Annotated in this window: 21 protein-coding genes, 10 tRNA genes and 1 rRNA gene; 27 read left to right on the top strand and 5 right to left on the bottom strand. The window is 53.3% G+C overall.

All coding sequences use genetic code 11. The annotated features are described in order from the left end of the window. Positions 1-125: 125 nt before the first annotated feature. From CCB157_RS09060 to CCB157_RS09045, 4 genes are all read left to right on the top strand, one after another. Complete coding sequence (locus CCB157_RS09060) at positions 126-1,013, top strand: peptidoglycan-binding protein (RefSeq protein ID WP_077615585.1); 888 nt, start codon at positions 126-128, stop codon at positions 1,011-1,013. Positions 1,014-1,224: 211 nt separating this feature from the next. After that, positions 1,225-2,127 (top strand): MBL fold metallo-hydrolase, encoded by a 903-nt coding sequence (locus CCB157_RS09055; RefSeq protein WP_158077257.1) that lies wholly within the window; start codon positions 1,225-1,227, stop codon positions 2,125-2,127. Positions 2,128-2,358: 231 nt separating this feature from the next. Further along, positions 2,359-3,336: an aminoglycoside phosphotransferase family protein gene (locus CCB157_RS09050; RefSeq protein ID WP_077615583.1), complete on the top strand. Its 978-nt coding sequence runs from the start codon at positions 2,359-2,361 to the stop codon at positions 3,334-3,336. Between the two features lie 191 nt (positions 3,337-3,527). After that, entirely contained in the window at positions 3,528-4,703 is a 1,176-nt protein-coding gene (locus CCB157_RS09045; RefSeq protein ID WP_077615582.1) for a site-2 protease family protein, read from the top strand. Between the two features lie 108 nt (positions 4,704-4,811). Here CCB157_RS09045 and CCB157_RS09040 read toward each other — a convergent pair whose 3' ends face one another. The 3 genes from CCB157_RS09040 to CCB157_RS09035 all read right to left on the bottom strand — a co-directional run bounded on the left by CCB157_RS09040 (position 4,812) and on the right by CCB157_RS09035 (position 6,726). Then, the gene (locus tag CCB157_RS09040; RefSeq protein ID WP_077615581.1) at positions 4,812-5,048 is read right to left on the bottom strand and encodes a ferredoxin family protein; all 237 of its coding nucleotides are present in this window, start codon (positions 5,046-5,048) and stop codon (positions 4,812-4,814) included. A gap of 261 nt (positions 5,049-5,309) precedes the next feature. Further along, positions 5,310-5,438, bottom strand: a complete 129-nt coding sequence (locus tag CCB157_RS18225; RefSeq protein ID WP_274519626.1) for a hypothetical protein — start codon at positions 5,436-5,438, stop codon at positions 5,310-5,312. A gap of 16 nt (positions 5,439-5,454) precedes the next feature. After that, the gene (locus tag CCB157_RS09035; protein ID WP_158077256.1) at positions 5,455-6,726 is read right to left on the bottom strand and encodes a helix-turn-helix transcriptional regulator; all 1,272 of its coding nucleotides are present in this window, start codon (positions 6,724-6,726) and stop codon (positions 5,455-5,457) included. A 236-nt stretch (positions 6,727-6,962) separates the two neighbouring features. Between CCB157_RS09035 and CCB157_RS09030 the strand changes: the two genes are divergently transcribed. The 3 genes from CCB157_RS09030 (at position 6,963) to CCB157_RS09020 (ending at position 9,683) form a co-directional block, all read left to right on the top strand. Continuing rightward, positions 6,963-7,898 carry a hypothetical protein gene (locus tag CCB157_RS09030; RefSeq protein WP_077615579.1) on the top strand — a complete coding sequence of 312 codons (936 nt, stop codon included), beginning with the start codon at positions 6,963-6,965 and terminating at the stop codon, positions 7,896-7,898. A gap of 130 nt (positions 7,899-8,028) precedes the next feature. Then, a complete protein-coding gene (locus CCB157_RS09025; RefSeq protein WP_077615578.1) occupies positions 8,029-9,123 on the top strand; it encodes a type III polyketide synthase in 1,095 nt (364 codons plus the stop codon). After that, positions 9,120-9,683 (top strand): isoprenylcysteine carboxyl methyltransferase family protein, encoded by a 564-nt coding sequence (locus tag CCB157_RS09020; RefSeq protein ID WP_077615577.1) that lies wholly within the window; start codon positions 9,120-9,122, stop codon positions 9,681-9,683. Before CCB157_RS09025 ends, CCB157_RS09020 begins: the two co-directional genes overlap by 4 nt. A gap of 186 nt (positions 9,684-9,869) precedes the next feature. Here the strand turns inward: CCB157_RS09020 and CCB157_RS09015 are convergent, their stop codons facing one another. Then, entirely contained in the window at positions 9,870-10,745 is an 876-nt protein-coding gene (locus CCB157_RS09015; protein WP_077615576.1) for a LysR family transcriptional regulator, read from the bottom strand. Positions 10,746-10,892: 147 nt separating this feature from the next. Between CCB157_RS09015 and CCB157_RS09010 the strand changes: the two genes are divergently transcribed. Further along, positions 10,893-11,975 (top strand): citrate/2-methylcitrate synthase, encoded by a 1,083-nt coding sequence (locus CCB157_RS09010; RefSeq protein WP_077615575.1) that lies wholly within the window; start codon positions 10,893-10,895, stop codon positions 11,973-11,975. Positions 11,976-12,197: 222 nt separating this feature from the next. Here the strand turns inward: CCB157_RS09010 and CCB157_RS09005 are convergent, their stop codons facing one another. After that, the gene (locus CCB157_RS09005) at positions 12,198-12,824 is read right to left on the bottom strand and encodes a rhomboid family intramembrane serine protease (RefSeq protein WP_077615574.1); all 627 of its coding nucleotides are present in this window, start codon (positions 12,822-12,824) and stop codon (positions 12,198-12,200) included. 77 nt (positions 12,825-12,901) lie between these two features. On the opposite strand from CCB157_RS09005, the gene acpS reads away from it, so the two are divergent. The 19 genes from acpS to CCB157_RS08910 form a co-directional block, all read left to right on the top strand. Next, complete coding sequence (acpS, locus tag CCB157_RS09000; RefSeq protein ID WP_077615573.1) at positions 12,902-13,276, top strand: holo-ACP synthase; 375 nt, start codon at positions 12,902-12,904, stop codon at positions 13,274-13,276. A gap of 47 nt (positions 13,277-13,323) precedes the next feature. Further along, positions 13,324-14,844, top strand: a complete 1,521-nt coding sequence (locus CCB157_RS08995) for a bifunctional ADP-dependent NAD(P)H-hydrate dehydratase/NAD(P)H-hydrate epimerase (RefSeq protein ID WP_077615572.1) — start codon at positions 13,324-13,326, stop codon at positions 14,842-14,844. Between the two features lie 67 nt (positions 14,845-14,911). Continuing rightward, positions 14,912-15,919 (top strand): LolA family protein, encoded by a 1,008-nt coding sequence (locus CCB157_RS08990; protein WP_077615571.1) that lies wholly within the window; start codon positions 14,912-14,914, stop codon positions 15,917-15,919. Positions 15,920-16,101: 182 nt separating this feature from the next. Next, complete coding sequence (alr, locus tag CCB157_RS08985; RefSeq protein ID WP_077615570.1) at positions 16,102-17,265, top strand: alanine racemase; 1,164 nt, start codon at positions 16,102-16,104, stop codon at positions 17,263-17,265. Positions 17,266-17,503: 238 nt separating this feature from the next. Next, on the top strand, positions 17,504-17,782 hold the full coding sequence (locus CCB157_RS08980) for a ribbon-helix-helix protein, CopG family (RefSeq protein ID WP_077615569.1): 279 nt from the start codon (positions 17,504-17,506) through the stop codon (positions 17,780-17,782). Positions 17,783-17,786: 4 nt separating this feature from the next. Continuing rightward, positions 17,787-18,137: a type II toxin-antitoxin system PemK/MazF family toxin gene (locus CCB157_RS08975; protein ID WP_077615568.1), complete on the top strand. Its 351-nt coding sequence runs from the start codon at positions 17,787-17,789 to the stop codon at positions 18,135-18,137. Between the two features lie 280 nt (positions 18,138-18,417). Further along, positions 18,418-20,592 (top strand): Tex family protein, encoded by a 2,175-nt coding sequence (locus CCB157_RS08970; RefSeq protein ID WP_077615630.1) that lies wholly within the window; start codon positions 18,418-18,420, stop codon positions 20,590-20,592. A gap of 106 nt (positions 20,593-20,698) precedes the next feature. Beyond that, positions 20,699-21,166, top strand: coding sequence for a SprT family protein (locus CCB157_RS08965; protein ID WP_077615567.1), 468 nt, complete (start codon positions 20,699-20,701; stop codon positions 21,164-21,166). Positions 21,167-21,572: 406 nt separating this feature from the next. After that, a tRNA-Asn gene (locus CCB157_RS08960) sits at positions 21,573-21,647 on the top strand. A 4-nt stretch (positions 21,648-21,651) separates the two neighbouring features. Continuing rightward, positions 21,652-21,743, top strand: a tRNA-Ser gene (locus tag CCB157_RS08955). Positions 21,744-21,768: 25 nt separating this feature from the next. Further along, positions 21,769-21,843 (top strand) — tRNA-Glu (locus tag CCB157_RS08950). Positions 21,844-21,848: 5 nt separating this feature from the next. After that, positions 21,849-21,924 (top strand) — tRNA-Asp (locus tag CCB157_RS08945). A gap of 9 nt (positions 21,925-21,933) precedes the next feature. Next, positions 21,934-22,008 (top strand) — tRNA-Gln (locus CCB157_RS08940). A 296-nt stretch (positions 22,009-22,304) separates the two neighbouring features. Further along, positions 22,305-22,380 (top strand) — tRNA-Lys (locus CCB157_RS08935). A gap of 15 nt (positions 22,381-22,395) precedes the next feature. Next, positions 22,396-22,481, top strand: a tRNA-Leu gene (locus tag CCB157_RS08930). 7 nt (positions 22,482-22,488) lie between these two features. Beyond that, positions 22,489-22,565 (top strand) — tRNA-Arg (locus tag CCB157_RS08925). A 19-nt stretch (positions 22,566-22,584) separates the two neighbouring features. Then, positions 22,585-22,658: transfer RNA gene (locus CCB157_RS08920), tRNA-Gly, on the top strand. A 23-nt stretch (positions 22,659-22,681) separates the two neighbouring features. Next, a tRNA-Ile gene (locus CCB157_RS08915) sits at positions 22,682-22,758 on the top strand. A gap of 263 nt (positions 22,759-23,021) precedes the next feature. After that, positions 23,022-23,251: ribosomal RNA gene (locus CCB157_RS08910) — 16S ribosomal RNA — on the top strand; the annotation flags it as partial.

The raw sequence follows: 23,251 nt of genomic DNA, 5'->3' as shown, positions 1-23,251 counted from the left end.
TACTAAAACGGCAAGGCATCCGAAGCGCGGTCTGTAATGTAATTGTAAGATATGAAACCGAAATCGGGTCATAAAAGTAGTTATAGAACAAGAATTTGTTCCAAGGGGAGGTAGGAGGATTGAGTGTGAATCATGCGGTCGTAAGAAAAGCGACGGTGACCACGGCGTTAACGGGGACGTTTTTATCCCTACCGGCCTTGGCGAGCGCCCATTTCGGCAATGAACTCCTTTACAAGGGAATGCGCGATGAGCACGTCACGAATGTCCAGAACGTCTTGATGCATGAAGGCTATTATAAGCCGTTGAAAGCGACGGGTTACTTCGGGACGGCCACCGAAAAGGCGGTATTGAAGTTTCAACGAGACCATGGGCTGCGACCGGACGGCATCGTCGGACCGAAAACGAAAGCCAAGTTGAGCCATTACGTGAAGTTCGACGGAAAGTTGTTGGCGTACGGTTCCCGGGGAGAAGCCGTCAAAGACGTCCAATATCATTTAAAGGACCTCCGCTTTTACAACGGCGAAATCGACGGCATCTTCGGGAAGTTGACGCGCCTTGCGGTGTTGAGGTTTCAAAAGTCAAGAGATTTGTCAATCGACGGCATCGTCGGGCCCGAAACGTTTAAAGCCCTTCATGACGCTGAGCCGTCGGCCGGGGCCCGATTGCAGGCGAGCGTTCAAGCGAAAAACGGCGTTCAAACAAGGCGTGTCGTCGGCTCCGCGACAAAGGTTTATTATATGAACGCGACCGCGTATACCGCCTATTGCACGGGGTGTTCGGGCGTGACGGCGACCGGCATCGACCTGCGCACGAATCCCGATGCGAAAGTCGTCGCCGTTGATCCCGACATCATCCCGCTCGGCACAAAGCTTTATATCGACGGTTACGGGTACGCCGTCGCGGGCGATACGGGCGGAGCGATCAAGGGGAGGCGCATCGATCTTTTTATGCCGGACCGTTCCGATGCTTTAAAGTGGGGGCGGCGCACGGTGAAGGTGACGATTTTGGATTGAGCTCTTTAATCTGCCGATTCCGAAAGCATCCCTTTTTGAGCGCGTTTCAAAAAGGGATTTTTATTTGTAAAAACGAATATTTAATTAAAAGCGGCAACGGCATCGCGCCATGCCGTCCGGCGGCGGAGGCGCCGGCCTGACGGATGGTGTTTTTGAACGGTACATTGGCGCGTTTGTCATTGGGAAACCGATGAGACGAGGAGGCGCTTGGGTGGAACTGATTGAGATTACGCCGTCTTGTTTTTATTTTGCCAATCCGACCAATCTCGGATATGTGAGAAAAGAGGACACCGGCTTGCTCATCGATGCAGGGCTCGACGCCTCGATCGCCAATAAAGCCTTGCGTTTATTGGATGAGAGGGGCTGGCCCTTGACGCACGTTTTCATCACCCACGCCCACGCCGATCACTACGGCGGGCTTCATCAGATACAAAAAAAGCGCGCGATGATGACGGCGGCGCCGGCGGTCGAAGCGGACGTCCTCCGCTATCCGAAGTGGGAAGCGCTCTATTTGTTCCAAGGCAATGAGCCTCCACAGGCCATGCGCAATAAATTCATTGAAGGAAAAGCCGCTTCCGTCGATGTCGTCTGCGGCGAAGGTCGCCACCGCTTCGGCGATCTCGATGTCGAGCTGATTCCGCTGCCCGGCCATGCCGACCATCAGATGGGGGTGCTCGTGGACGGCGTGTTATACGCCGCCGACAGTTATGTGTCGCTGGATTATTTGTTCAAGCATAAAATCCCGTTTTTCACGGATTTGGACAAGTTGCTCGCTTCACAAGAAAAGCTGTTAAGCCTCGCCGATGATCTGTTGGGGGCGGTGCCGAGCCATGGCGTTTTTGAAAAGGAATTTAAAAACACGGTCTGGGGCAACATCGCGTTTCACAACAAAATGTTGGATGAAATCTTGGCGCTCGTGGAACGGGAGAGCTTGCCGGCGGGGATCGACCGTTTGGTGAAAACGGTGTGCGATGCCTGTGAGGTCGAGCTTTCTGACGTCGCGATGTGGGCCCTTTATCGGACGGCCGTCGTCGGTTATTTGATGGCGGCCGTGCGCCGGGGACATTTGGAGATGGCCATCGAAGAAAATGTTTTGGTATTCAAAAAGGCGTGAGCCCACGGCGAGGTCGCCGCTCCGACAGCATCCGACGGCCCATGCGGCCGTCTCTGATGGGACGATGGGGTCATCAATGGCATTCGTTCAAGACGTCGCGCCGCCGCTTTCCGCGGGTGAACCGCTCAGGTTACGACCCGATGGAACGCCTCGCGAATTCGCCACGTTGATCGAATGCTTCTCCGCCGCCACCGTCTTTTTTACCAACGCAGCAGGAGATGAACGCAAGAGATGATCGGACCGACGGTGAAAACATGGGAAGATTGGAAGAATGTCTACCATCAACGCAAAGCCTGGCTCGGGATCGTCGCGAAAGTGTTCCGAAGGGAAGGCATCGTTTACAATAAGATTGAGAACGCCACGCCCGGGACGAGCGCGGTGTTCATCGCCGACCGCACTTATGTTTTGAAAATTTATCCCGGACCGTTTATGCGCGATCACGACCGTGAATGGCCGGTTTTGCGCCTGCTTGAAAAGGCGGTCGGCCGCAAGTTGTTGATCGCTTCGGGCGTGATCCGGGACGGAGAGATGACGTGGCCGTACGCGATCTTTCCTTACATAGAGGGAACGCCTTATCGGGCATTGGTGGGTCGTTTGAGCGAAGCGGAGGCGCAGGCGTTCCACACCGCTCTTGCGTCGCTGTTGCGCAAGGTTCATCATCTGCCCGCCGATCCCCTTCAGGGAGATCCCGTTTATGCGTGGTGCCCGAAAGAGGAGAAGGAACGGCGCTTAAACAAAGCCGCGGTGCAACTGGGCGAGCGAATCCAAAATGTGACCGATGGACTGGCCGATTTTGTCGAACGGGGTTGGGCTGACCTTAAGGGGGAACCGTTGCACCTGGTACACGGGGATTTGACGGCCGATCATTTGCTGTTTCGCCGCGTGGACGGACGTTGGACGTTCGAAGCGGTGATCGATTGGGGAGATGCCCATCTCGCTCCGATCTATTATGATTTCGTCGTGCTGTGGGCGGAGGTGTTTTGCGATCAACCGTCCGCATGGCAAGCATTCATTCGCCGGTACGACGAGCGGCTGGATGCCTTTTGCGAGGCCTTTCGCCGCCGCTTCATCACGGCGCTTTTTCTGCATCCCTACGCGCCCGACTTGCTTCGCATCATCCATGAAAAAAGAAAGCTTGGCCCGACGGAAACCTTTTCGGCCTTTGAAACGTATGTCGATTGGATGTACCCGGCGGGCAGGGCACAATAAAAAGAGCCCTGTTATCATGTGATGGTTTAAAGCGTGAAGCGTTAACGGCCACGTCGCCTTCCCTGCGCCCCGATTCTCCATCGGACAGCGCTCGGAGTCAGGGCGCGGAAGTCAAGCGCGGCCGTACGGAAAGGGTTCATCGCACCGGGTTCAATCTTCCAAGCACGTTAAACTTTTAAGGGGTTTTCCATATGCAGAATGTCAACAAGGGACAAAGACGCACGATCAGCGGCGTATTGGTGGCCGCCGGGCTCTTGATTTTATCGAAATTGAAATGGGTTCTGGCGCTTCTTAAATTCAGCAAATTGGGCGGCACATTGATCAGCATGATCATTTCCCTGGGCGCTTACGCCGTCTTTTATGGTTGGCGGTTTGCCGCCGTCCTCGTCTATCTCCTGTTCATCCATGAAATGGGCCATTTGATCGCTGCCAAGCAAAAGGGCATTAAAACGTCTCCGGCGATTTTTATCCCTTTTGCTGGCGCGGTCATCGGGATGAAAGAAACGCCGAAGGATGCGGCGACCGAGGCTTTTCTCGCCTATGGCGGACCGCTGGCTGGTTTGCTTTCCACCTTGCCGCCGCTCGCGATTTACGCGTTCACGCATGACCCGTTTTGGGCGTTGGCCGTCATGCTTGGCGCCATGATCAATCTGTTCAATTTGTTTCCCGTCTCCCCGCTTGACGGCGGCCGCATCGTCGGCGTGCTTTCGCCGCACCTGTGGTTCCTCGGATTGATCGGGCTCGCGGTCTATGCGTTCTTTTTTCCTTCGCCGATCATTATCTTGATCATCATTCTCGGCTTTTTCTCCTGGTGGCAGCGCGTCCGCGAAGACTTTACCATCAAAAGTCTTCAGCTGCACATTCAAGCGAAACGGGACATTTTGCCGCGCATCGCCGAACTGAAGCATGACATTTTTTATCCGCTCCACACCGATGAAGAAGACGGTCCCATGGTGAATGAAGCGATGAAAGGGTACTTGAAATGGCCGGCTGAAGCCGAACGCCGCGAGCTGATCGAGCAATTGCGCGCCATGAAGGGTTGGTACTTTCCGTTCATTCAAGATAAAAAGAAATTGGAAAAACGGGAACGGGAAGCCCGACTTGAAGCGCTGGACGCCTGGCTTGAAGTCCTCGATCGAGCCAATGAACCGCGCGATATCGACACGGCCATCGAGCGCGTGAACCGTGAAATTGAAAAGCTGGAAGCGGAAATCCGGAAGATGAATCAGTATTATAACGCGCCGGCCAAGACGAGGGCGGTCACTTTTGTTGCCTATATCCTGCTTGCGGCCGTTTTGGGGCTGATGTATATTTACGCCAAAGATATTTTGGATAACTATTATTGGTACAACAATCCGCTTTCATAAAAACATCCCGCCGTTCGGTCACGGCGGGATGTTTCATTCGTTTCAAGGGTATGGTTTTCGGACAGCCGCTTGTCCGTTCGCGCGCGGGCATGGTGCCGTCCGAAAGGTTTACTTATGGAAGAAATCCCGGTTCAGCTGAATGTAGATTTTTTCTTCTTCGGGGACTTCTTCTTCCGGATAGATGGCTTCTACAGGGCAAACGGCTTCGCAAGCGCCGCAGTCGATGCAAATGTCCGGATCGATGTAATATTGATCAGGCCCTTCGTGAATGCAGTCGACCGGGCAGGTTTCGACGCACTCGGCCGCTTTTTCATCTCTGCAAGCCGACGTGATGACAAATGCCATATGTGATGTTGCTCCTTTCTGATCCTGTCAGATGCTCTATATTATAAAACCGTACGTCAAAGGCAATGAGTGTAAAACCAACGCGACGCCAACATAAGTTCATATCAAACTAATATATATCACAACGGGATGTGAAAGGCAAGGCGGAGCGCGCATGCGAGTGTTTTTCCGCTCAGCTTGAATCAACCGCCACGCCTTGAAATTAGTATTGCCGTAAGAAGGATGGAAAAGGCCGTCCCATGGAAAGGACGGCCTAGATCATCAGTCAATAAAATGGATTATATTAGGCGGCGGCACATCGTTAATGGCTTGTTCATTTACGCCGGACGCCCCAGCATATAAAGCGAGGGACATTACTACGACTAATACTCCGAATAATACTTTTTTCATCTGGATGCCTCCCTAGCTAGCGTATCTTTTTGCGGGCTTCATTGGCCAATTGGTACATTTCGCCCGCTTTTTTATAAAATTTAAGTTTAAAATAATAATTACCTAGATCTTCAGCATACATAGCGACAAAATCCCATGTTTTATTTTTTTCAAAATATGGAAGTGCTTCATTTAGGATGAAATGTTCATAGGTTTCATCTTTAATGTCCAGTGCATCGAATTTCAAAATGCTCAAAAGATAGTAACATCTTTTGTCTTTGATCGTCTTGGAAATCTCGAGTCCTCTTTCAATTTGCTCGAGGCATTCCTTTTTCATCGAAAGTCTGTGATATTCTTTGGCTAATAAATAAACGGTCAATATTATCGATTCATTCTTTCCGACTTTTTCTTTGTATTCAAGGCTGCGTTGATAACAGCTGATCGCTTCCTCTGAAGCGCCTTGATCGGATTTTACAAATCCGAGATTATGGTAGATGACGCCCAGGCGAACCGGATCGTTCATCACTTTGGCGAATTTCAGCGCTTGGCCATAATGGTATTCGGCCTTGCTGTAGTTTTTGATTTCTCGGTTAGTGATCCCAAGGATTGTTTGGCAGTCGGAAATTCTTGTAATGTTGTAGTCTTTGTTGAAGGTGGCCAACGCCTTTTCTGCGTAATTCATACAGTCGGAAAGACGCTGAAATTTACAATAAAGATTGGCGAATTGATAATTTAAGTGCGCTTCTTCCGTCTCGCTGTGGGATATCTTTTTGAGTTCTTCCTCAGCCATTTTTAAGTATTTGATGGCATTAGTATAATCGTTCATCATGTTATAGTAAATACCGGAAAAATGATGGAAATAATATTGCAATTCGGTATCCAAGATTTCCTTGAATTGATTGAGGTGTTGGATGAGCCGTTTCGATTCTTTCAAATCCGCGCGGTATATTTCATAGCGGAGCTTGAATACATCAAATCTCAAATGGATGAGCGGCTGTTGAATGGACGACTGCTTCAGTTTATCTTCGATTTCCTTGGCGCGCTCCTCCAGGCTGCGCGGGTCTTCATAGTTGACGATCATCCGGTACCAATCGTCTATAAGCCACTTAATCTCCTCGATCTTGCCGCTATCGTCCACATCCGAAAAAGAGATGCCGAGCCGTTCGCAGAGGTGAATCAAGATGTCGTCGCTCGAATGGCCGCCGTTCTCGATTTTGCTGAGATAAGATACGGAACAAATGCCTTCCGAAAGCGTTTCAAGCGTATAGCCCTTGAGCTTTCTGTAATACCTTATTCTCGTTCCGATCATGCTTTCCCTTCTTTCGGATTTGGGAAAATCGCACGTTTTTACCATGACCAAAGCAGGACTAGGATGTCCCGTTTTCCCAATATCGGTGGACTAACAATTTGTTATGATGAGAGTAACTTACACGTTTTCCTCTATTGTAAAACATAGGTTGGAAAATGTTAATAAGATTTTGTCAACCTGTTCGTGAGAGCGGTCCGGCATTTTGATCCGGAATGAATAAAAGGAGGAATGCGGCTGTGAACAAGCGCATCGGCGTCACGTATCGCGACGGACACGAGGGAAAGAACCGGCTTTCTTTTCAACGCGTTTTTTATACAAAAGACATAAAGGACCTCCATCATTCGACCGCATGCGACTTTGATCAGTTTCTCATCGATGATCGGGGATGCGGATGGTTTACTGAAAAAACGCCGTCCAATCAAACGACTTCTCGGATTTTTATTTTTAGTGCCAAGGGCGATCTCCTGAAGACCCATGTTGTCGTCGGAAAGCCGACCTTATATGAGTGCGACGGACAAGCCGTTATTGCCGCGTGCGAAGGAACGGACGGCAAAGGTTATATTTACCGGTTTGATAAGGAGTGCTTGGAACCCGTCGCCCAATGGGTCATCGATGGGTTTTTATGGGATTTGGAATGGGTGAACGATGTCTTATATATCACTTCTTACCGGGCGCGCGATGGTCTGGCCGTTTTATCCATCGCGAATCGCGACAAGATAAAGGACATCGCGCTCGGACGCGGAATGTTTCCGGTCGGTGTGCTCCGAAAGCCCGACGCCCTTTATATTGCGTTCAGTTTTATTGCGTCCGGAAAGACCGGCAAAGTCGCGCGGTATGACGACACCGGATGCTTGGTCGAAGAAACGATGATCGATTCCGCGCCGAGGCAAATGTTCGCCTATAAAGAGTGGTTGGTTTTGCACGGCATGGACATGACCAAAGGGATCGCCGATGAACTGGTCTACGTTAATCCGAAAGACGGAAGCCAAAAGGCCTACAAAATCCCCAAAGCGATCGACCTCCGCGCCCAGGGGCGGCATTTGCTCCTGTATCATCGCGACGGCGAAACCGTCCTCTATTGGAGTCATGAAAAGCGAAAGATCATCCGCATGATGCACTTGCCGCCGCGCATGGAAGCGCACGACGTCAAAGGATTGCAGGAATACCGCTGATCGTTACGGTCGGCGGTATTCTTTTTCCGGGCGGAACGCGAGCGCTATTTGAAGCGAGACGTCCGTCGCGCATAAGCCCTCCTTTTATGCGGAAACTAAGCGAAGAGACTGATCACAAGGGGATGGGCCTATGCCTTATTTGTTGTCTGTCGGAACGTGGACGCCCCCGTTTGCGGTAGAACAAAAGGACGTACTCGCTTTTGCCCGGGAGTGGTTTAAAAACGATTTTTCGGATGTCGACCGGTTGTTGTCCGTCTTTAAAAACGCAGAAATCGAGCGCCGGCATTTTTCCGCGCCTATGGATTGGTTTAAGAAACCGCGGGGATTTGCGGAAAAGAATGACCTTTATGTGCGGACGGCTCTCGAAGGCGGTGTGGCCAGCATACATCGCTGCATGGAAAACGGCTGTTTTCTCAGCGAGGCGGTCGATCCGCGGGAAATCGACGCCCTGTTTTTCATTTCGTCAACCGGTTTGGCCGCGCCGAGCCTCGATGCCCGCATCATCAATCAACTGGCGTTTCGCTCCGACATCGTGCGCCTGCCCGTTTGGGGATTGGGATGCGCCGGCGGGACCAGCGGGCTGTCGCGCGCGGACGATTTTTGCCGCGCTTACCCTGAGAAAGCGGCGCTCGTCGTGGCGGTTGAGCTTTGCAGCTTAACCTTCCAATACAACGACCGTTCGAAAAGCCATTTCATCGGGACGTCGCTCTTTGCCGACGGGGCGGCGGCCGTCCTAGTCGCCGGCGACCGTTCCCCGCTTCTCAAAAAAAGCCGCCGGGACGTTTTGCCGAAAACGGTCGCGTCCGCATCATGGCTTGTGCCCAGGTCCGAAGAGGTCATGGGCTGGGATGTTCGAGACGACGGGCTGTACGTCGTTTTTTCCAAAAGCATTCCCGAGTTGGTCAAACGCGAGTTTCGTCCGGCCGCGCAAAAATTTCTGGACGCCCATGGCTGGCAGCCCGAGAAATTGGATTACTTCATCGCCCATCCAGGCGGCAAAAAAGTTCTTGATGCGTATGAACAGGCGTTGGGGCTGGAGGGAGAATCGCTCCAAGACGCCCGCGACGTTTTGCGGCTCTTTGGCAACATGTCGTCGCCAACGGTATTGTTTGTATTGGAAAAGGTGATGCCGAAACCGTCCCACCCGGGGGTCACCGGGCTCTCGGTATCCCTCGGCCCCGGCTTCAGCGCCGAAATGCTCATGTTGGAGTGGGTGAATCCATGACGCTGTTTGTTGTCCTCCTTGCTTTTGTCATCGGTGAACGGATCGTCGAGCTGTTGATCGCCAAAAGGAATGAAAAAATACTCAAACGCCAAGGCGCTTTTGAAGCGGGGGAAGACCATTACAAATGGATCGTGCTTTTGCACCTCCTTTTTATCGTGACGCTGACGTGCGAGGTCGTTCTGTTGCATAAAAGACCGACGCCCTGGTCTTGGGCGCCGCTTTCCGTCTTTTTGCTCGCCCAGCTCGCCCGCTATTGGGCGATCCGTTCCCTCGGCGTCTTTTGGAATACGAAGATCATAATTCTCCCGGGCGCGCGGATTGTGGCCAAAGGCCCTTACCGCTATTTGCGCCATCCGAATTACTTGATCGTCTCCGTGGAAATCCTCACCTTGCCGCTCATCTTTCATGCGTATTTCACCGCCATTGTCTTTACGCTCTTAAACACGATCATGCTGATCGGCGTTCGCATTCCCGATGAAGAAAAAGCGCTCGGACAAGCGACGAACTATCGGGACGTCATGGGGCGGCGCCGGCGATTCATCCCGAAACGTCCCGAATAGCGCTTCTAAGCGAAGAATGTCCTAACGGAAACGTCTCGCGGAGATTCGTCCGCATGTTCAGGGCGGCGCGGCCGGCAGCGGCAGTACGCGCCGCTTTCCTTTTGAAAAATTTGGGATGGACGACAGCCGGAGCCCCGCACCGGAAAAATCGAACGAGCCCGCCATTTGAGAAAAGCTTGCGCAGCGTCACCGCAACAGTTCGAGAACAAAGCGTTCAAAGCGGCGCGCGCGGGCGGTCGCTCGATGTTTTAACAGATAGGTCCGTGTCGTCGGCAGATCGAACGGGTGCTCATCGACAATAGCCAACCGTCCTTCAGCGATTTCGCGGCGCACCGCGCTGTGGGGTAAAAAGGAAAAACCGATGCCTTCTTCGATAAACCGTTTGGTCGTGCTCACTTGGCTGACGACCATCGTCTTGAACGTGTACCGGGCGCGGAGGTCTCTTAACAAATCGTCCCAGTATTCGGGATGATTATGGGTGATGAGCGTATATTTGTGGAATATCGATTCGAGATCGATCGACGCCCCGGAATCCGAAAATCCCTCTTCATAAGGGATGACCATGACGACGGGATCTTCCGAGATGACGGTTTGTTCGACGTTTTTGCGGACGGCGCCCGCTCGGGACAAACCGACGTCCGCTTTGCCCTCCACGACGGCGCTTTCGATGTCGTGGGATTCCATGACCTGGACGGCCACTTCCACGTTCGGATAGCGATGGATAAAACGCCGGATGATGTACGTTAATTGCGTCGAAGCGACGAGCGGCGAGGCGGCGATCGTCAAATGCGTGCGGTATCCCTTTTTATAAGCGGCCAACGCTTCCAGCGCCTGCGAATAGTCATTCAGGATTTGTTCAGCATATTTTAGAAACAACTCGCCCGCTTCGGTCAAGGCAATCCGGCGGCCGTTTCGTTCAAACAAACGGAGGCCGATTTCTTTTTCCAACTGTTTAATTTGGAAAGTGACGGCCGGTTGAGTGATGAATTGTTTGTCGGCGGCGATGCGGAAATTTTCATGGGTTCCGGCGATGACGAAGGTCTTCAGCCATTCCAATTGCACGGCAGTCCCTCCTAATAAATAAATTTAATTAATAAAATAAATATAATTAAATTCTATTTATTTTATTAATGGTGTACATTAATGTCAAGCCAATGAATCTGTCAAAGGAGGGAACGGTGCGCGACATATCGGAGCGCGCCGAAACGCATGAACGGATTGGAAAACGTCGTCGCTCTTGAAACGGCCTTATCCGAAATCGACGGGGAAAACGGACGGCTTCATATCCGCGGCATGCCGATCGAAGCGATCGCCGCAAGCCGTCCATTCGAAGAAGCGGTTTATTTTTTGTGGACGGGCAAATTCCCGAATGCGGATGAAAAAGAAAGATTCATAAATGAAATTTTTGCAGGGATGAGGCTGGCTGACGCATATCGGCGCTATCTGGATGCCATTCCAGCCGACGGCGATGCTACGGCTTTCTTGATGGCCGCGCTTGCGGGCCTCGACCGCGGCGCCTTTCCTTGGCCGCCCGATTGGCAGCAAGGGGCGCGGCTCATCGGCCTCGTGCCCGCCGTGATCGGCCATCTCCAAAGCAGGCGCCAACAGCGGCCGCCCCTTCAACCGGACCCTGCGCTCGGTCTAGCGGGAAATTACTTGTATTTCATAAAAGGAAGCCGGCCGGCGGCTGAGGAAATCCAAGCTTTAAACGGTTATTTCACGTTGACGATGGAGCATGGATTGAACGCTTCGACGTTTGCCGCCCGCGTGATCACGTCGACGCAATCGGATCTCGCCTCGGTTGTGGTGGGGGCGATCGCCGCTTTGCGGGGACCGCTGCACGGCGGAGCGCCCTCCGGAGTCATCGCCATGTTGGAGGCCATCGGTTCCGAAGAAAACATCGAGCCGTGGTTGACCGAGCAATTGCGGAAAGGCAAAAGGATTATGGGATTCGGGCATCGCGTTTACCGCACGCTCGATCCGCGCGCCAAAGTTCTTAAAACGCTGGCCGAACCGCTGGCGCAGGGCGGCGGATGGTTTGCCCTGGCCTTAAAAGTCGAGGAGACCGCCCTTCGGCTGCTCAGAGCGCATAAACCGGAGCGCTCATTAAATACCAACGTGGAATTTTACGCTGCCGCCTTGTTCAAGGCGCTGGGGCTGCCGCCGGACTTCTATACCGCGACGTTTGCGACGAGCCGGCTTGCCGGATGGTGTGCGCACGCCATCGAGCAGGCGCAGAACAATCGGATCATTCGCCCGCTTTCCCGCTACGTCGGCCCTGTGCATGAGTAAAATGGGGAAGCGCTGTATTTTAAGGCGTTTCTTTCGCCGTCGGTCAGGCGGGGATTTATGAATTGAAGGGAGAAGGCCGCATGGCAGCGGCCTCTTTTTTTGATGACGGTCTTCTTTCGCCCGTTTCACGCGGAGAAGGACAACTTCATACGCCGAGTTTTGGCGGCACGTCCAGCCGACGGCCGCTTTTTTGCGTTTTTCTTGTCGAGAGCTTGCGGCGCATTAATAACCCCGGTACCAGTTGGGACGCGTGCGGAACAGGAGAATCGGGCCGAGGACGAACCCCGCGAGGAGGCCAAATAAATGGCCCAAAACGTCGACGCTCGGGAAAAGGAACGTCCAGGCGAGGTTGGCCAGCAAAATAACGGTGATGATCTGCGAGCTTTGCCGATCGATCAAATGGCGCCGCAAAAGAACGATGAACAAAAAGATGCCGAAAAGGCCGAACATCGCCGCGGAGGCTCCGACATAAGGCAGCTGATCCGGGCCGCCGAAAAACAACGACAACACGTTGCTTAAAATCCCGGAACCGAAATAGGCGATGCAAAATTTCCATTTCCTCAGCATGAGTTCCAGAGGCGGCGCAAACAAAAAGATGGAAACGCAGTTGAAAAAGAGGTGCGAGAAAGAAAAATGCAGGAACATCGGCGTGATGAGGCGCCACCATTGGCCGTCCATCACGGCAAGATTCCATCCGTAGGCGCCCGCGTAGAGGATGAGGATCGAGCGGATGTCCAACCATGATGCGATTTGGTAAATGAGATACAGGGCGATATTTATGGTCAAGATAAAGGTGACGACGGGATAAAGCCGCACGAAGGTTCGGAAATTTTCCGTTCGGATAAACAAGTGACCGCCTCCTTTTATACAAGTATACTAATTAATAGTATAAATTATAGTACGAGTAAAGGTGTGGACAAATTCGGATGATCGTCGGAACGGGTTTGGATTTGATCGAAATCGACCGCATCGCGCGTTTGGTGCATAATAAAAAATTTGTCTCCCGGATTTTAACGGCATCCGAAAAGGCCGTTTTTGACGGGTTGGCGAAAGACCGGCGCCGGGCGGAATTTCTGGCCGGCCGCTTTGCGGCCAAAGAGGCTTATGCGAAGGCGCGGGGGACCGGCATCGGCGCCGGGCTGTCTTGGCAAGACATAGAAATTTTAAGCGATGCCGCCGGCCGACCGCGGCTCAAGGAACGGCGCCCCACTCAAGATATCGTCCACCTGACGATCACGCACGCGAAAGACTATGCCGCCGCCGTGGTGGTCATTGAAAGCCTGTCAGGCTCGGGCGCATAACCCGGAGGGTCGTCTCATATATTCTTAGTACGCTGGGAGGGACTATTGTGCAAATCGTATCAGGAGAAGAAATGGCGGCCATCGATCGCTACGCGATCGAAGCGATCGGTCTGAAAGGATCGCTTCTGATGGAAAACGCCGGCCGTGCAGTTTCTGAACGGCTGTTTTCTCTCTTGAATGAGGAAGACAGGATCGGGGTGATCATCGGAAAGGGGAACAATGGCGGCGACGGCTTCGTCATCGCGCGCTACCTGATCGATAAAGGGTATGACACCGAGGTGTGGCTGATCTCTGAGGAGGCGGCGATCAAGGGCGATGCCCTGGAACATATGCGCATTTACAAAAACGCAGGCGGCTCGCTCCGTTCCTTGCCGATGGAAGGCTGGGAGGCGTTCAAAAACGCGACGGAGCGATGGACGGTCCTTGTCGATGCGCTTCTCGGCACGGGAGTCAAGGGCGCGCCGCGCGCTCCATATGACGAAGTCATCCGGCTCATCAACCGCTCTCCGGCGAAAGTGGTCGCCGTCGACTTGCCGAGCGGCGTGCCGGCCGACGGCGGCGCCTTTGAACATGAAGCGGTGCAGGCGGATCATACGTTTACCCTCCAGTGCCCGAAGCTCGCTCAATACACTTTTCCGGCAAGGCATTTCTACGGCCGAACCGAGGTGGTCGATATCGGCATACCTAAAGCCGCGCTTGCGGCCGTCCTCGGCGGAGAAAAAAGAATCCTCTGGACATGGCGCGATGTCGAACGCACCTTTCCGATCCGAGCGCGTGCGGCGCATAAGGGTGATCACGGAAAAGGGTTGATCGTCGCCGGGTCGAAGAACATGCCAGGAGCAGCGGCGCTCGCCGTCCGCGCGGCTTCCCGCGCCGGGGCGGGGTTGCTCACGGCGTCCGTGCCCGAAAGCGTCCGCGCGATCATCGGTGCCCAAGCGCCGGAAGCCATGTTTGGCGATATCGATTGGGAACGGCCATCCGAAGCGGAACGGCAATTATCTCGATATGATGCCGTCGCGTTCGGCCCTGGACTTGGCCGCAGCGAGGAGACGGAACGGCGGCTGCTCACCTTGCTCGGAGCTTATCACGGCCCATTGATCATCGATGCCGACGGCCTTTATTTTCTGCACGCGCATCTCGACCGGCTGACGAAAAGGGGGGCACCGGTCATTTTGACGCCGCATGCGGGTGAGATGGCGCGATTGATCGGCGGATCCATTGATGAGGTGGAAAACGACCGCTTTGGTCTGTCCCGGCGATTTGCCGCCGAGTATGGCGTCCATCTCGTTTTGAAAGGGCCATACACGATCGTCACGACGCCGGAAAGGCGCCAATTCGTTAACGCCACGGGCAATCCGGGCCTTGCCAAGGGCGGATCGGGCGATGTGTTAACGGGCATTCTTTTGGGCTTTGTGATGCAGCACGCACGTCTCCACGAAGCCGTCTGCAACGCCGTCTTTCTCCACGGCGCCGCGGCCGATCGGTTGGTTGAGAGGCGGCACGCGATGTCCGCCATCCTGCCTTCGGATCTCATCGCCGAGCTCGCGAATGTGATCCCCGCCCGCTAAACGGATACGATTTGCTAGAATAGCATCCCTCCTTTGTCACTGACTCGAGACAAAGGGGTTGGATGAAGTGAAACAGCGGTTTTCCATCGTTTTTTTAAGCCTCCTGCTGCTGATCGTCGCCGCGGCATGCAATCAGTCCCGTGAAGACATCGTCGAAGACTTGACGAAAAAATTGGACCGTCTCGACGGCTATACCGCCAATGCGGTCATGACCTTTAAGCACGGCGAAAAACAGCAAAAATATTTGGCGGAAATTTGGTATAAAAAGCCCGATTTTTACAGAGTGGTATTAAAAGACGAAGACGGCAAGAATCCGCAAATGATCATCAAGAACAAGGACGGCGTGTACTTGATCACGCCGGCGTTGAATAGAAAGTATCACTTTGAAAGCGACTGGCCGAACAACCGAAGCCAATATTATTTGTACCAATCCTTGGCCAAAGACATCATCCATGACGGCAACGCCAAGTTCGAGGCGAGAAATGACGATTACGTCTTCACGACGAAAACCAACTATCCGACCAAGCTGTTGGCGTATCAGAAAATCACGCTGAAAAAGAAAAAATTGGCCCCCGAAAACGTCAAAATCATGGATGAAGACATGAACGTCGTCATCGACATTACGTTTAAGAACTTTAAATTCGGCCCGAAGTTTGACTCCGACGCCTTTGACGTCGACAAGAACGAGCTGAGCATGAAGTTTGACGCGCACTTGCCGACGATGGCCGCTCAACATTCGTCTTTCAAAATTTATAAACCGACGATTTCCTTGACCGATACGAAGCTTGCCTATTCCAAGGACGTCACCGAGGACAGCGAACGAAAGTTCATCTTAAAATACGAAGGCAAGAAACCTTTTACTCTCGTTGAAACTCAAAGCCAAGTCACCGCCAAGAGCGCTTCCGTATCGATGGAAGCCGATCCGGTCGACCTCGGCTTTACCGTCGGGATCATCACCGACCATTCGTTGTCGTGGTCCTATGACGGCATGGATTTTTACTTGGCATCCGACAAGCTCTCCGCTGAGGAAATGCGGGATGTCGCGCGTTCGGTCGTCGGCATGATCAACAAATAAGCGAACACGGCTCAGGGTCACAACTGAGCCTTTTCTTTTGCGTTCGGATGGCGCCTTCGTCGGCCTTCCGGAATGGCGTTCCGCCGGTTGGAATAAACAAGGATTACCGCACTCGGGTTGACAACCTTTTTCTCACGGTTCGATAATGGAGTGAATGAATGTGTTGCCGGAGGGACCAAATCATGTCGGAAAATTTTTATCGCGAAACGTGGGCGGAAATCGATTTGGATGCCGTTGAGCATAACGTCCGCCGCATGAAACAGCATTTGCCGGAGGGGACGCAGCTCATGGCGGTTGTCAAAGCGGACGGCTACGGACACGGAGCGGAACCGGTAGCGCGCACCGCGTTGGAAGCGGGGGCGACGTGGCTCGGCGTTGCCCTTCTGGATGAAGCGATCGCGCTCAGGAAAGCCGGCGTCCATGCGCCGATTCTCGTCCTCGGTTGGACGCGTCCACAAGATGTCGGCTTGGCGGCCCGCCACCACATTTCCCTCACCGTTTTTCAAAAAGAATGGTTGGAAGAAGCATCCCGCTACTACAAAGACGCGTCTCCCGTTTTCTTCCATATCAAGTGCGATACGGGCATGGGCCGGATCGGGGTGCGGACGCCTGAAGAACTCTCGGAAGTCGTTCGCGCGTTGCAAGCCGATTCCCGGTTTGTCGCCGAAGGCTTTTTTACGCATTTCGCCACGGCCGATGAAGCGGATGAAGCATATTTTCGCCGGCAATACCAACGGTTTGTCGACATGACGGAGCAGCTGAAAAGCCTCGGCATCAACCCGAACCTCATCCATTGCGCGAACAGCGCGGCGGCTTTGAAGTATCCCGAAAAGATGTTTAACATGGTGCGCTATGGCATCGCGATGTACGGCTTAAGCCCGTCGCCGGAAATGAAGGACAGGCTGCCGTTTGAATTGAAAGAGGCGTTTACGTTGAAAAGCCGGCTCGTGCACGTCAAATTAATCGAACCGGGTGAGGGGGTCAGCTACGGGGTGGCTTTCCGCGCGGCGGAGCCGACGTGGGTCGGAACCGTGCCGATCGGTTATGCCGACGGCTGGCAGCGCGCCCTGAGCGGCAAGGCTTCGGTTCTCGTCGCCGGCAAACGGTGTCCGATCATCGGTCGAATTTGCATGGATCAACTGATGATCGCCCTCGATGGCCCGGTGCCGGTCGGCGAATTGGTGACCTTGATCGGCGAGGACGGGGCGGAACGCATCGGCATCGACGACATCGCCGCCATGCTGGGCACCATCAATTATGAAATCCCGTGCATGATTAGTAAACGGGTTCCGAGGATATACTTTAAAAACGGGAAAATCGCCCGCACGGCCAATCTGATTTTATAAGCAGCGTCCGCATCTTGCCCACGGAGGCGGGCGGAAGGCGCCGTCTTCATGTTTCTTTTTTATGTAAAGGGGTTTCGAACCCGGATGCGGGCATCATGATGGCGATGATCGTTTACTTGCGCCGCAAAATACGGATTTTCGTGCAAAATGAATGAAATTTCCGTTTTACAAAGCCTCCCTTGTAATGCTAATATAATTTTTGGAACCATTCGAGCGTATGATTGGTGGAGGTGCAGCCATGCCTGAGTCCCAATTGAGAGAAATCGTGGTCACATTGCCTCAACAAATCGTGCAAGAAATCGACGGGCTTGCCCGCATGGACAACGTCAATCGCGACGAATTCATGTTGCGCGCGATCAGCACGTATTTAAGAGAGCGCAACAGACGGCAAATACGCGAATCGATGCGTCAAGGTTACATGGAAATGGCAAAGATTAATTTAAACATCGCTTCCGAAGCGTTCCTTGCTGAGGAGGAGGCCGAAAACACCTTGGAGCGCTTGGTTAGCGGGGTGTAATCGGGTGATCGTAAAACGCGGCGATGTTTACTTTGCCGATCTCTCACCGGTCGTCGGTTCCGAGCAGGGCGGCGTGAGGCCGGTTTTAATCATCCAAAATGACATAGGCAACCGTTTCAGCCCGACGGTCGTGGTCGCGGCGATAACCGCACAAATTCAAAAGGCGAAGCTTCCCACCCACGTGGAAATCGATGCGAAAAAATATGGTTTCGACCGTGATTCGGTGATTTTGCTTGAGCAAATCCGAACGATCGATAAGCAACGCCTAACGGATAAAATCACGCATTTGGACGACGACATGATGAATCTCGTCAACGAGGCGATCCAAATCAGCCTGGGTCTTGTTGATTTTTAAGAAAAGTTGCTCGGCGGCGGGCGGCTTTTTCTTTTTTCGGGGAAAAACGGTTTGCCTTTCCACGGCGCGCATCGTCATCGGATGGGGGCCGCACTTTTTCCGTTCAATCATGCCAAGCGTGAATAGTGGCTTCCGCGGGCTGTGCGGGCGCATCCGGCTTCCATACCCGCGCCATGGGTTTTTTAATCAAACGTTTAATCAAGATCGTTTTTTTGGCATATCGGTTAAAAAGTTAAAAGAGGCGGGGGCGGTACGATTGAGTCTCAGCGCGGAAGATCGCATGCGATATATCAAACGCATCGCGAAGGAATTGGGATTGAGCGAACGGCAAGTGCATAACGTCATCGAACTGTTAGAGAACGACAACACGATTCCGTTCATCGCCCGATACAGAAAAGAAATGACGGGCGGTTTAAATGAAGTCGAAATCAACGCCATCCATGAAAAATGGACGTATGCCGTCCATTTGCATGCGCGCAAAGAAGAAGTTTTGCGCCTGATCGGTGAACAGGGGAGGCTGTCGCCCGAGCTTGAACAGGCGATCCGGAACGCGGATAAACGGCAGGACGTCGAAGATCTCTATTTGCCGTATAAGCAAAAAAGGCGGACGCGCGCCACCGTCGCCAAAGAAAAAGGATTGGAGCCGTTGGCTGACTGGCTTTGGCGGCTGCCGACGGCATCTCCGGAAGCGGAGGCCAAAAAATACGTTTCAGAAGAAAAAGGCGTGGCGACACCCGAAGAGGCGCTCCAGGGCGCGTGCGATATCATTGCGGAGCGGCTGTCCGATGACGCCGACATCCGGAAACACGTCCGGGCCGTGACGTTTGACAAAGGCGTATTGGTCGCCGAGAAAAAGAAGGATGCCGAAGACGAACGCGGCGTTTACGAAATGTATTATCAATTTGAGGAAAAAGTGAACCGCATTGTGCCTCACCGGGTTTTGGCCATCAACCGCGGGGAAAGCGCAGGGGTGCTGAAAGTTTCCGTGCGCGCGCCCGAAGACGAAATCATCGGTTGGATAGCGCGTCGGTTGTTGGGGAACAAGGCGGGACAAACGCCGGCGGTAACGCTGTTGACGGGCGCCGCAAGAGACGGTTACAAACGCTTGATCGCGCCGGCGATCGAACGCGAAATCCGGCAGCGTCTGACCGAGACCGCCGAAGCCCAAGCCATTCGCGTGTTTTCCGAAAACCTGAAGCAGCTTCTCATGCAGCCGCCGATGAAAAATAAGACCGTTCTCGGCATTGATCCCGCCTACCGGACCGGTTGCAAGCTCGCCGTCGTCGATGAAACCGGAAAAGTGCTCCACATCGACGTCGTCTATCCGACGCCGCCGCACAATGATGTCGAAGGGGCGAGAAAGAAAGTTTTGGATCTCATCGCGCGCTACGGCATCGATATGATTGCCATCGGCAACGGCACGGCGTCGCGGGAAACCGAGCGATTCGTCGCGGACACCATTCGCGAAGTGGAAGGCCGTTCGGTTTATTATGTCATCGTCAATGAAGCGGGCGCCAGCGTCTACTCCGCTTCCGAACTCGCCCGCGAAGAGTTTCCGAATCTCGCGACGGAAGAACGGAGCGCGGTCTCCATCGCCCGCCGCCTTCAAGACCCCCTTGCGGAATTGGTCAAAATCGATCCGAAATCGGTGGGTGTCGGCCAATACCAACACGACGTATCGCAAAAAGAGTTGTCGGAATCCTTGCGGTTTGTCGTCGAGACGGTCGTCAACCGCGTGGGGGTGAACGTCAACACCGCTTCGGTCGCCCTTCTTCAATACGTCGCGGGATTGACGAAAACGATTGCCAAGAACATCGTGAAGCGGCGGGATGAAAACGGGCGCTACAAAAATCGAAAAGAATTGCTGGCCGTGCCCCGCCTCGGCGAAAAAACCTTTGAACAATGCGCCGGCTTTTTAATCATCCCTGACGCGGAAAATCCTTTTGACCGCACGCCGATTCACCCGGAAAGCTACGGCGACGCCGAAGCGCTTTTGAGGCTCATCGACGCCGCTCCGGAGGACATCGGAGCGGAGGAATTGAAGAAAAAATTGACCGCTTTGGATATCAAAGCGGTGAGCCGCAAGCTCGGAATCGGCGAACCGACCTTAAAGGACATCGTTGACGCGTTGATCCGCCCCGGCCGCGATCCCCGAGACGAGGTGCCCAAGCCGCTGCTTCGCACGGACGTTTTGGACATCACGGATTTGCGCGAAGGCATGCGGCTGGAAGGGACGGTGCGAAATGTTGTCGATTTTGGCGCGTTTGTCGACATCGGGGTCAAGGAAGACGGGCTCGTCCATATATCGAAATTGGCCAGCGAATATGTCCGACATCCGCTCGACGTCGTTCACATCGGGCAGATCGTGACGGTTTGGGTCGACGGGGTGGATGTGAAAAAAGGCCGGATTTCCTTGACGATGATTCCGCCTGAAACCAAAGGCCAGGATTCTTGAACAAAGCGGCATTGAATGATGACGGCACGTTTTCAGTGCCGTCGTTTTTACGGCTGGCGCGACCACTCGCGGATCGGCCGCGCACGCATGGGGGAGGGGAAAAGCTGTGGATCAGCTGGAGTTGCAACGCTTGGTCGAGCGGATATCATTAGAATTTTTCGGCAAGCCGTTCCGGCATGGCGCACGTTTTAATCATCGGCTGCGGACGACCGGCGGCCGCTATTTGCTCAAGACGCACGATCTGGAATTCAATCCGAAACAATTGGAAGTCTATGGATTGGAAGAGTTCATCAAAATCATTAAGCATGAATTGTGCCATTATCACCTGCATTTGGCCGGCAAGGGCTACCGGCACGGCGACCGCGATTTCAAAGAGCTTTTGAAAAAAACGGGCGGATCGCGCTACTGCAAAGCGCTACCCGGACAAACCCGCCGTTCCAACCGGGTTTATTTGTATACTTGCACGGCTTGCGGCAAAGAATATGTGCGGAGGCGGAAGGTGGACTTGAATAAATATGTCTGCGGCGCTTGCCGCGGCCCCCTCGTGCTGTCGGAAATGTTCAGCCGGCCTTAAAATTTGCCGAGGCAGGGGGATTGACAAGCGCGCTTCGGCAAGGTAATCTTTTTCCTGTATTTCACAGATCGCCTTCGCCCGACATTGGGCGCGCGGCCGGCTGTGATGGCGGTCTTAGCCAAGCTTTTTATGAGCTGCGTTAAAAGCAAATTGGAAGGCCGGGCAGAAGGGCTTCCGATTGCTTTCGGATGAGGGCTGACGTGAGAGATCTTCTCAACCGTGTTGACGAGCCCCGCGGTTTTATGCTAAATTTATAAGGCCGCGATGAATGGCGGGAAGTTTCTTCCGACGCCGGTTCATCCAAAAATACATAAATTACCAATTGACATTAAAAAACAAATCGGTTATTATACTGAATGTCGCTGTTGAGCGAACGGATTGAAAAGAGATAACCTCCTAACGACATTCCGCAGTAGCTCAGTGGTAGAGCGATCGGCTGTTAACCGATTGGTCGCTGGTTCGAATCCGGCCTGCGGAGCCATTGAGGAGAAGTACCCAAGTAGGCTGAAGGGGCTCCCCTGCTAAGGGAGTAGACGGTGTAAACCGTGCGAGGGTTCGAATCCCTCCTTCTCCGCCATCGAAAAAATTTCCTTCATTTCTTTGGCCCCTTGGTCAAGTGGTTAAGACACCGCCCTTTCACGGCGGTAACACGGGTTCGAATCCCGTAGGGGTCACCATTTTTGGACCCGTGGTGTAGCGGTTAACATGCCTGCCTGTCACGCAGGAGATCGCCGGTTCGATCCCGGTCGGGTCCGCCATCGAACTTTTGGCCCATAGCCAAGCGGTAAGGCAGCGGATTTTGGATCCGCGATGCGCTGGTTCGAATCCAGCTGGGCCAGCCACTTTTAATTTTCTTTAAAGAAACGCTCCGATGCCGTTCATCGGACGAGCGATCGAATAACGCGTTGGGTTGCTGCGGTTTTCGCATCGAACAAGAAATGGCATCAGTCAAGCACTAAGCTCGTCATCAATTAATCAAATGAGCCATTAGCTCAGCTGGTAGAGCAACGAGCGGGGCATCAGCCGAGTATGCTGCGAGTTGCGAAAACAAGCTATGCTGCCTGAAATGCTACGGTTTTCGCATCGAACAAGAATCGGCATCAATCAAGCACCAAGCTCATACATCATTTATCCATATGAGCCATTAGCTCAGTTGGTAGAGCATCTGACTTTTAATCAGAGGGTCGAAGGTTCGAATCCTTCATGGCTCACCACTTTCAAAATTATATGCGGTCGTGGCGGAATGGCAGACGCGCTAGCTTGAGGGGCTAGTGGGGGTGACCCCGTGGAGGTTCGAGTCCTCTCGACCGCACCATAATCCTGCGCCCTTAGCTCAACTGGATAGAGCGTCTGACTACGGATCAGAAGGTTAGGGGTTCGACTCCTCTAGGGCGCGCCATCTTTTTTATTTGCCTCGCGCGGGTGTAGTTTAGTGGTAAAACAAGAGCCTTCCAAGCTCTGGTCGTGGGTTCGATTCCCATCACCCGCTCCATTTTATTTTGATAGCTTTGTTTTGGGCCTGTAGCTCAGTCGGTCAGAGCGCACGCCTGATAAGCGTGAGGTCGGTGGTTCGAACCCACTCAGGCCCACCATAATAAAAGTAGTTTTTAGAGTTTCAACGGAGTCTAAACGTTTCGGGCGCTTTTTGCTCGTTATTATAACCGTTGATAAACAATAGGCAACGTGTTATAATTTAATAGTTGCCGAAAGGTTTTCGTTCCTTGAAAACTGAACAAAAGCCAAGCGCGAGTGAAAAGGGCAACCTTTTCCGGACGCCACGGATGAAACGGATGTAAAGGTTACGATGGACCGATGCGATCGGTCGTCGTTTTCGAGACGCCGGAAGGCGTCAACTTTTACGGAGAGTTTGATCCTGGCTCAGGACGAACGCTGGCGGCGTGCCTAATACATGCAAGTCGAGCGCGGGAAGCGGACGGATCCCTTCGGGGTGACGTTCGTGGAACGAGCGGCGGACGGGTGAGTAACACGTGGGCAACCTGCCCGTAAGACCGGGATAACTCCGGGAAACCGGGGCTAATACCGGATAGGCTTTTGCCCCGCATGGGGCAAAAGGGAAAGATGGTT

The organism is Caenibacillus caldisaponilyticus (genome assembly GCF_002003465.1).
Taxonomy (GTDB): Bacteria; Bacillota; Bacilli; order Bacillales; family Sporolactobacillaceae; genus Caenibacillus; species Caenibacillus caldisaponilyticus.
This window is presented reverse-complemented; position numbering and strand designations above follow the sequence as displayed.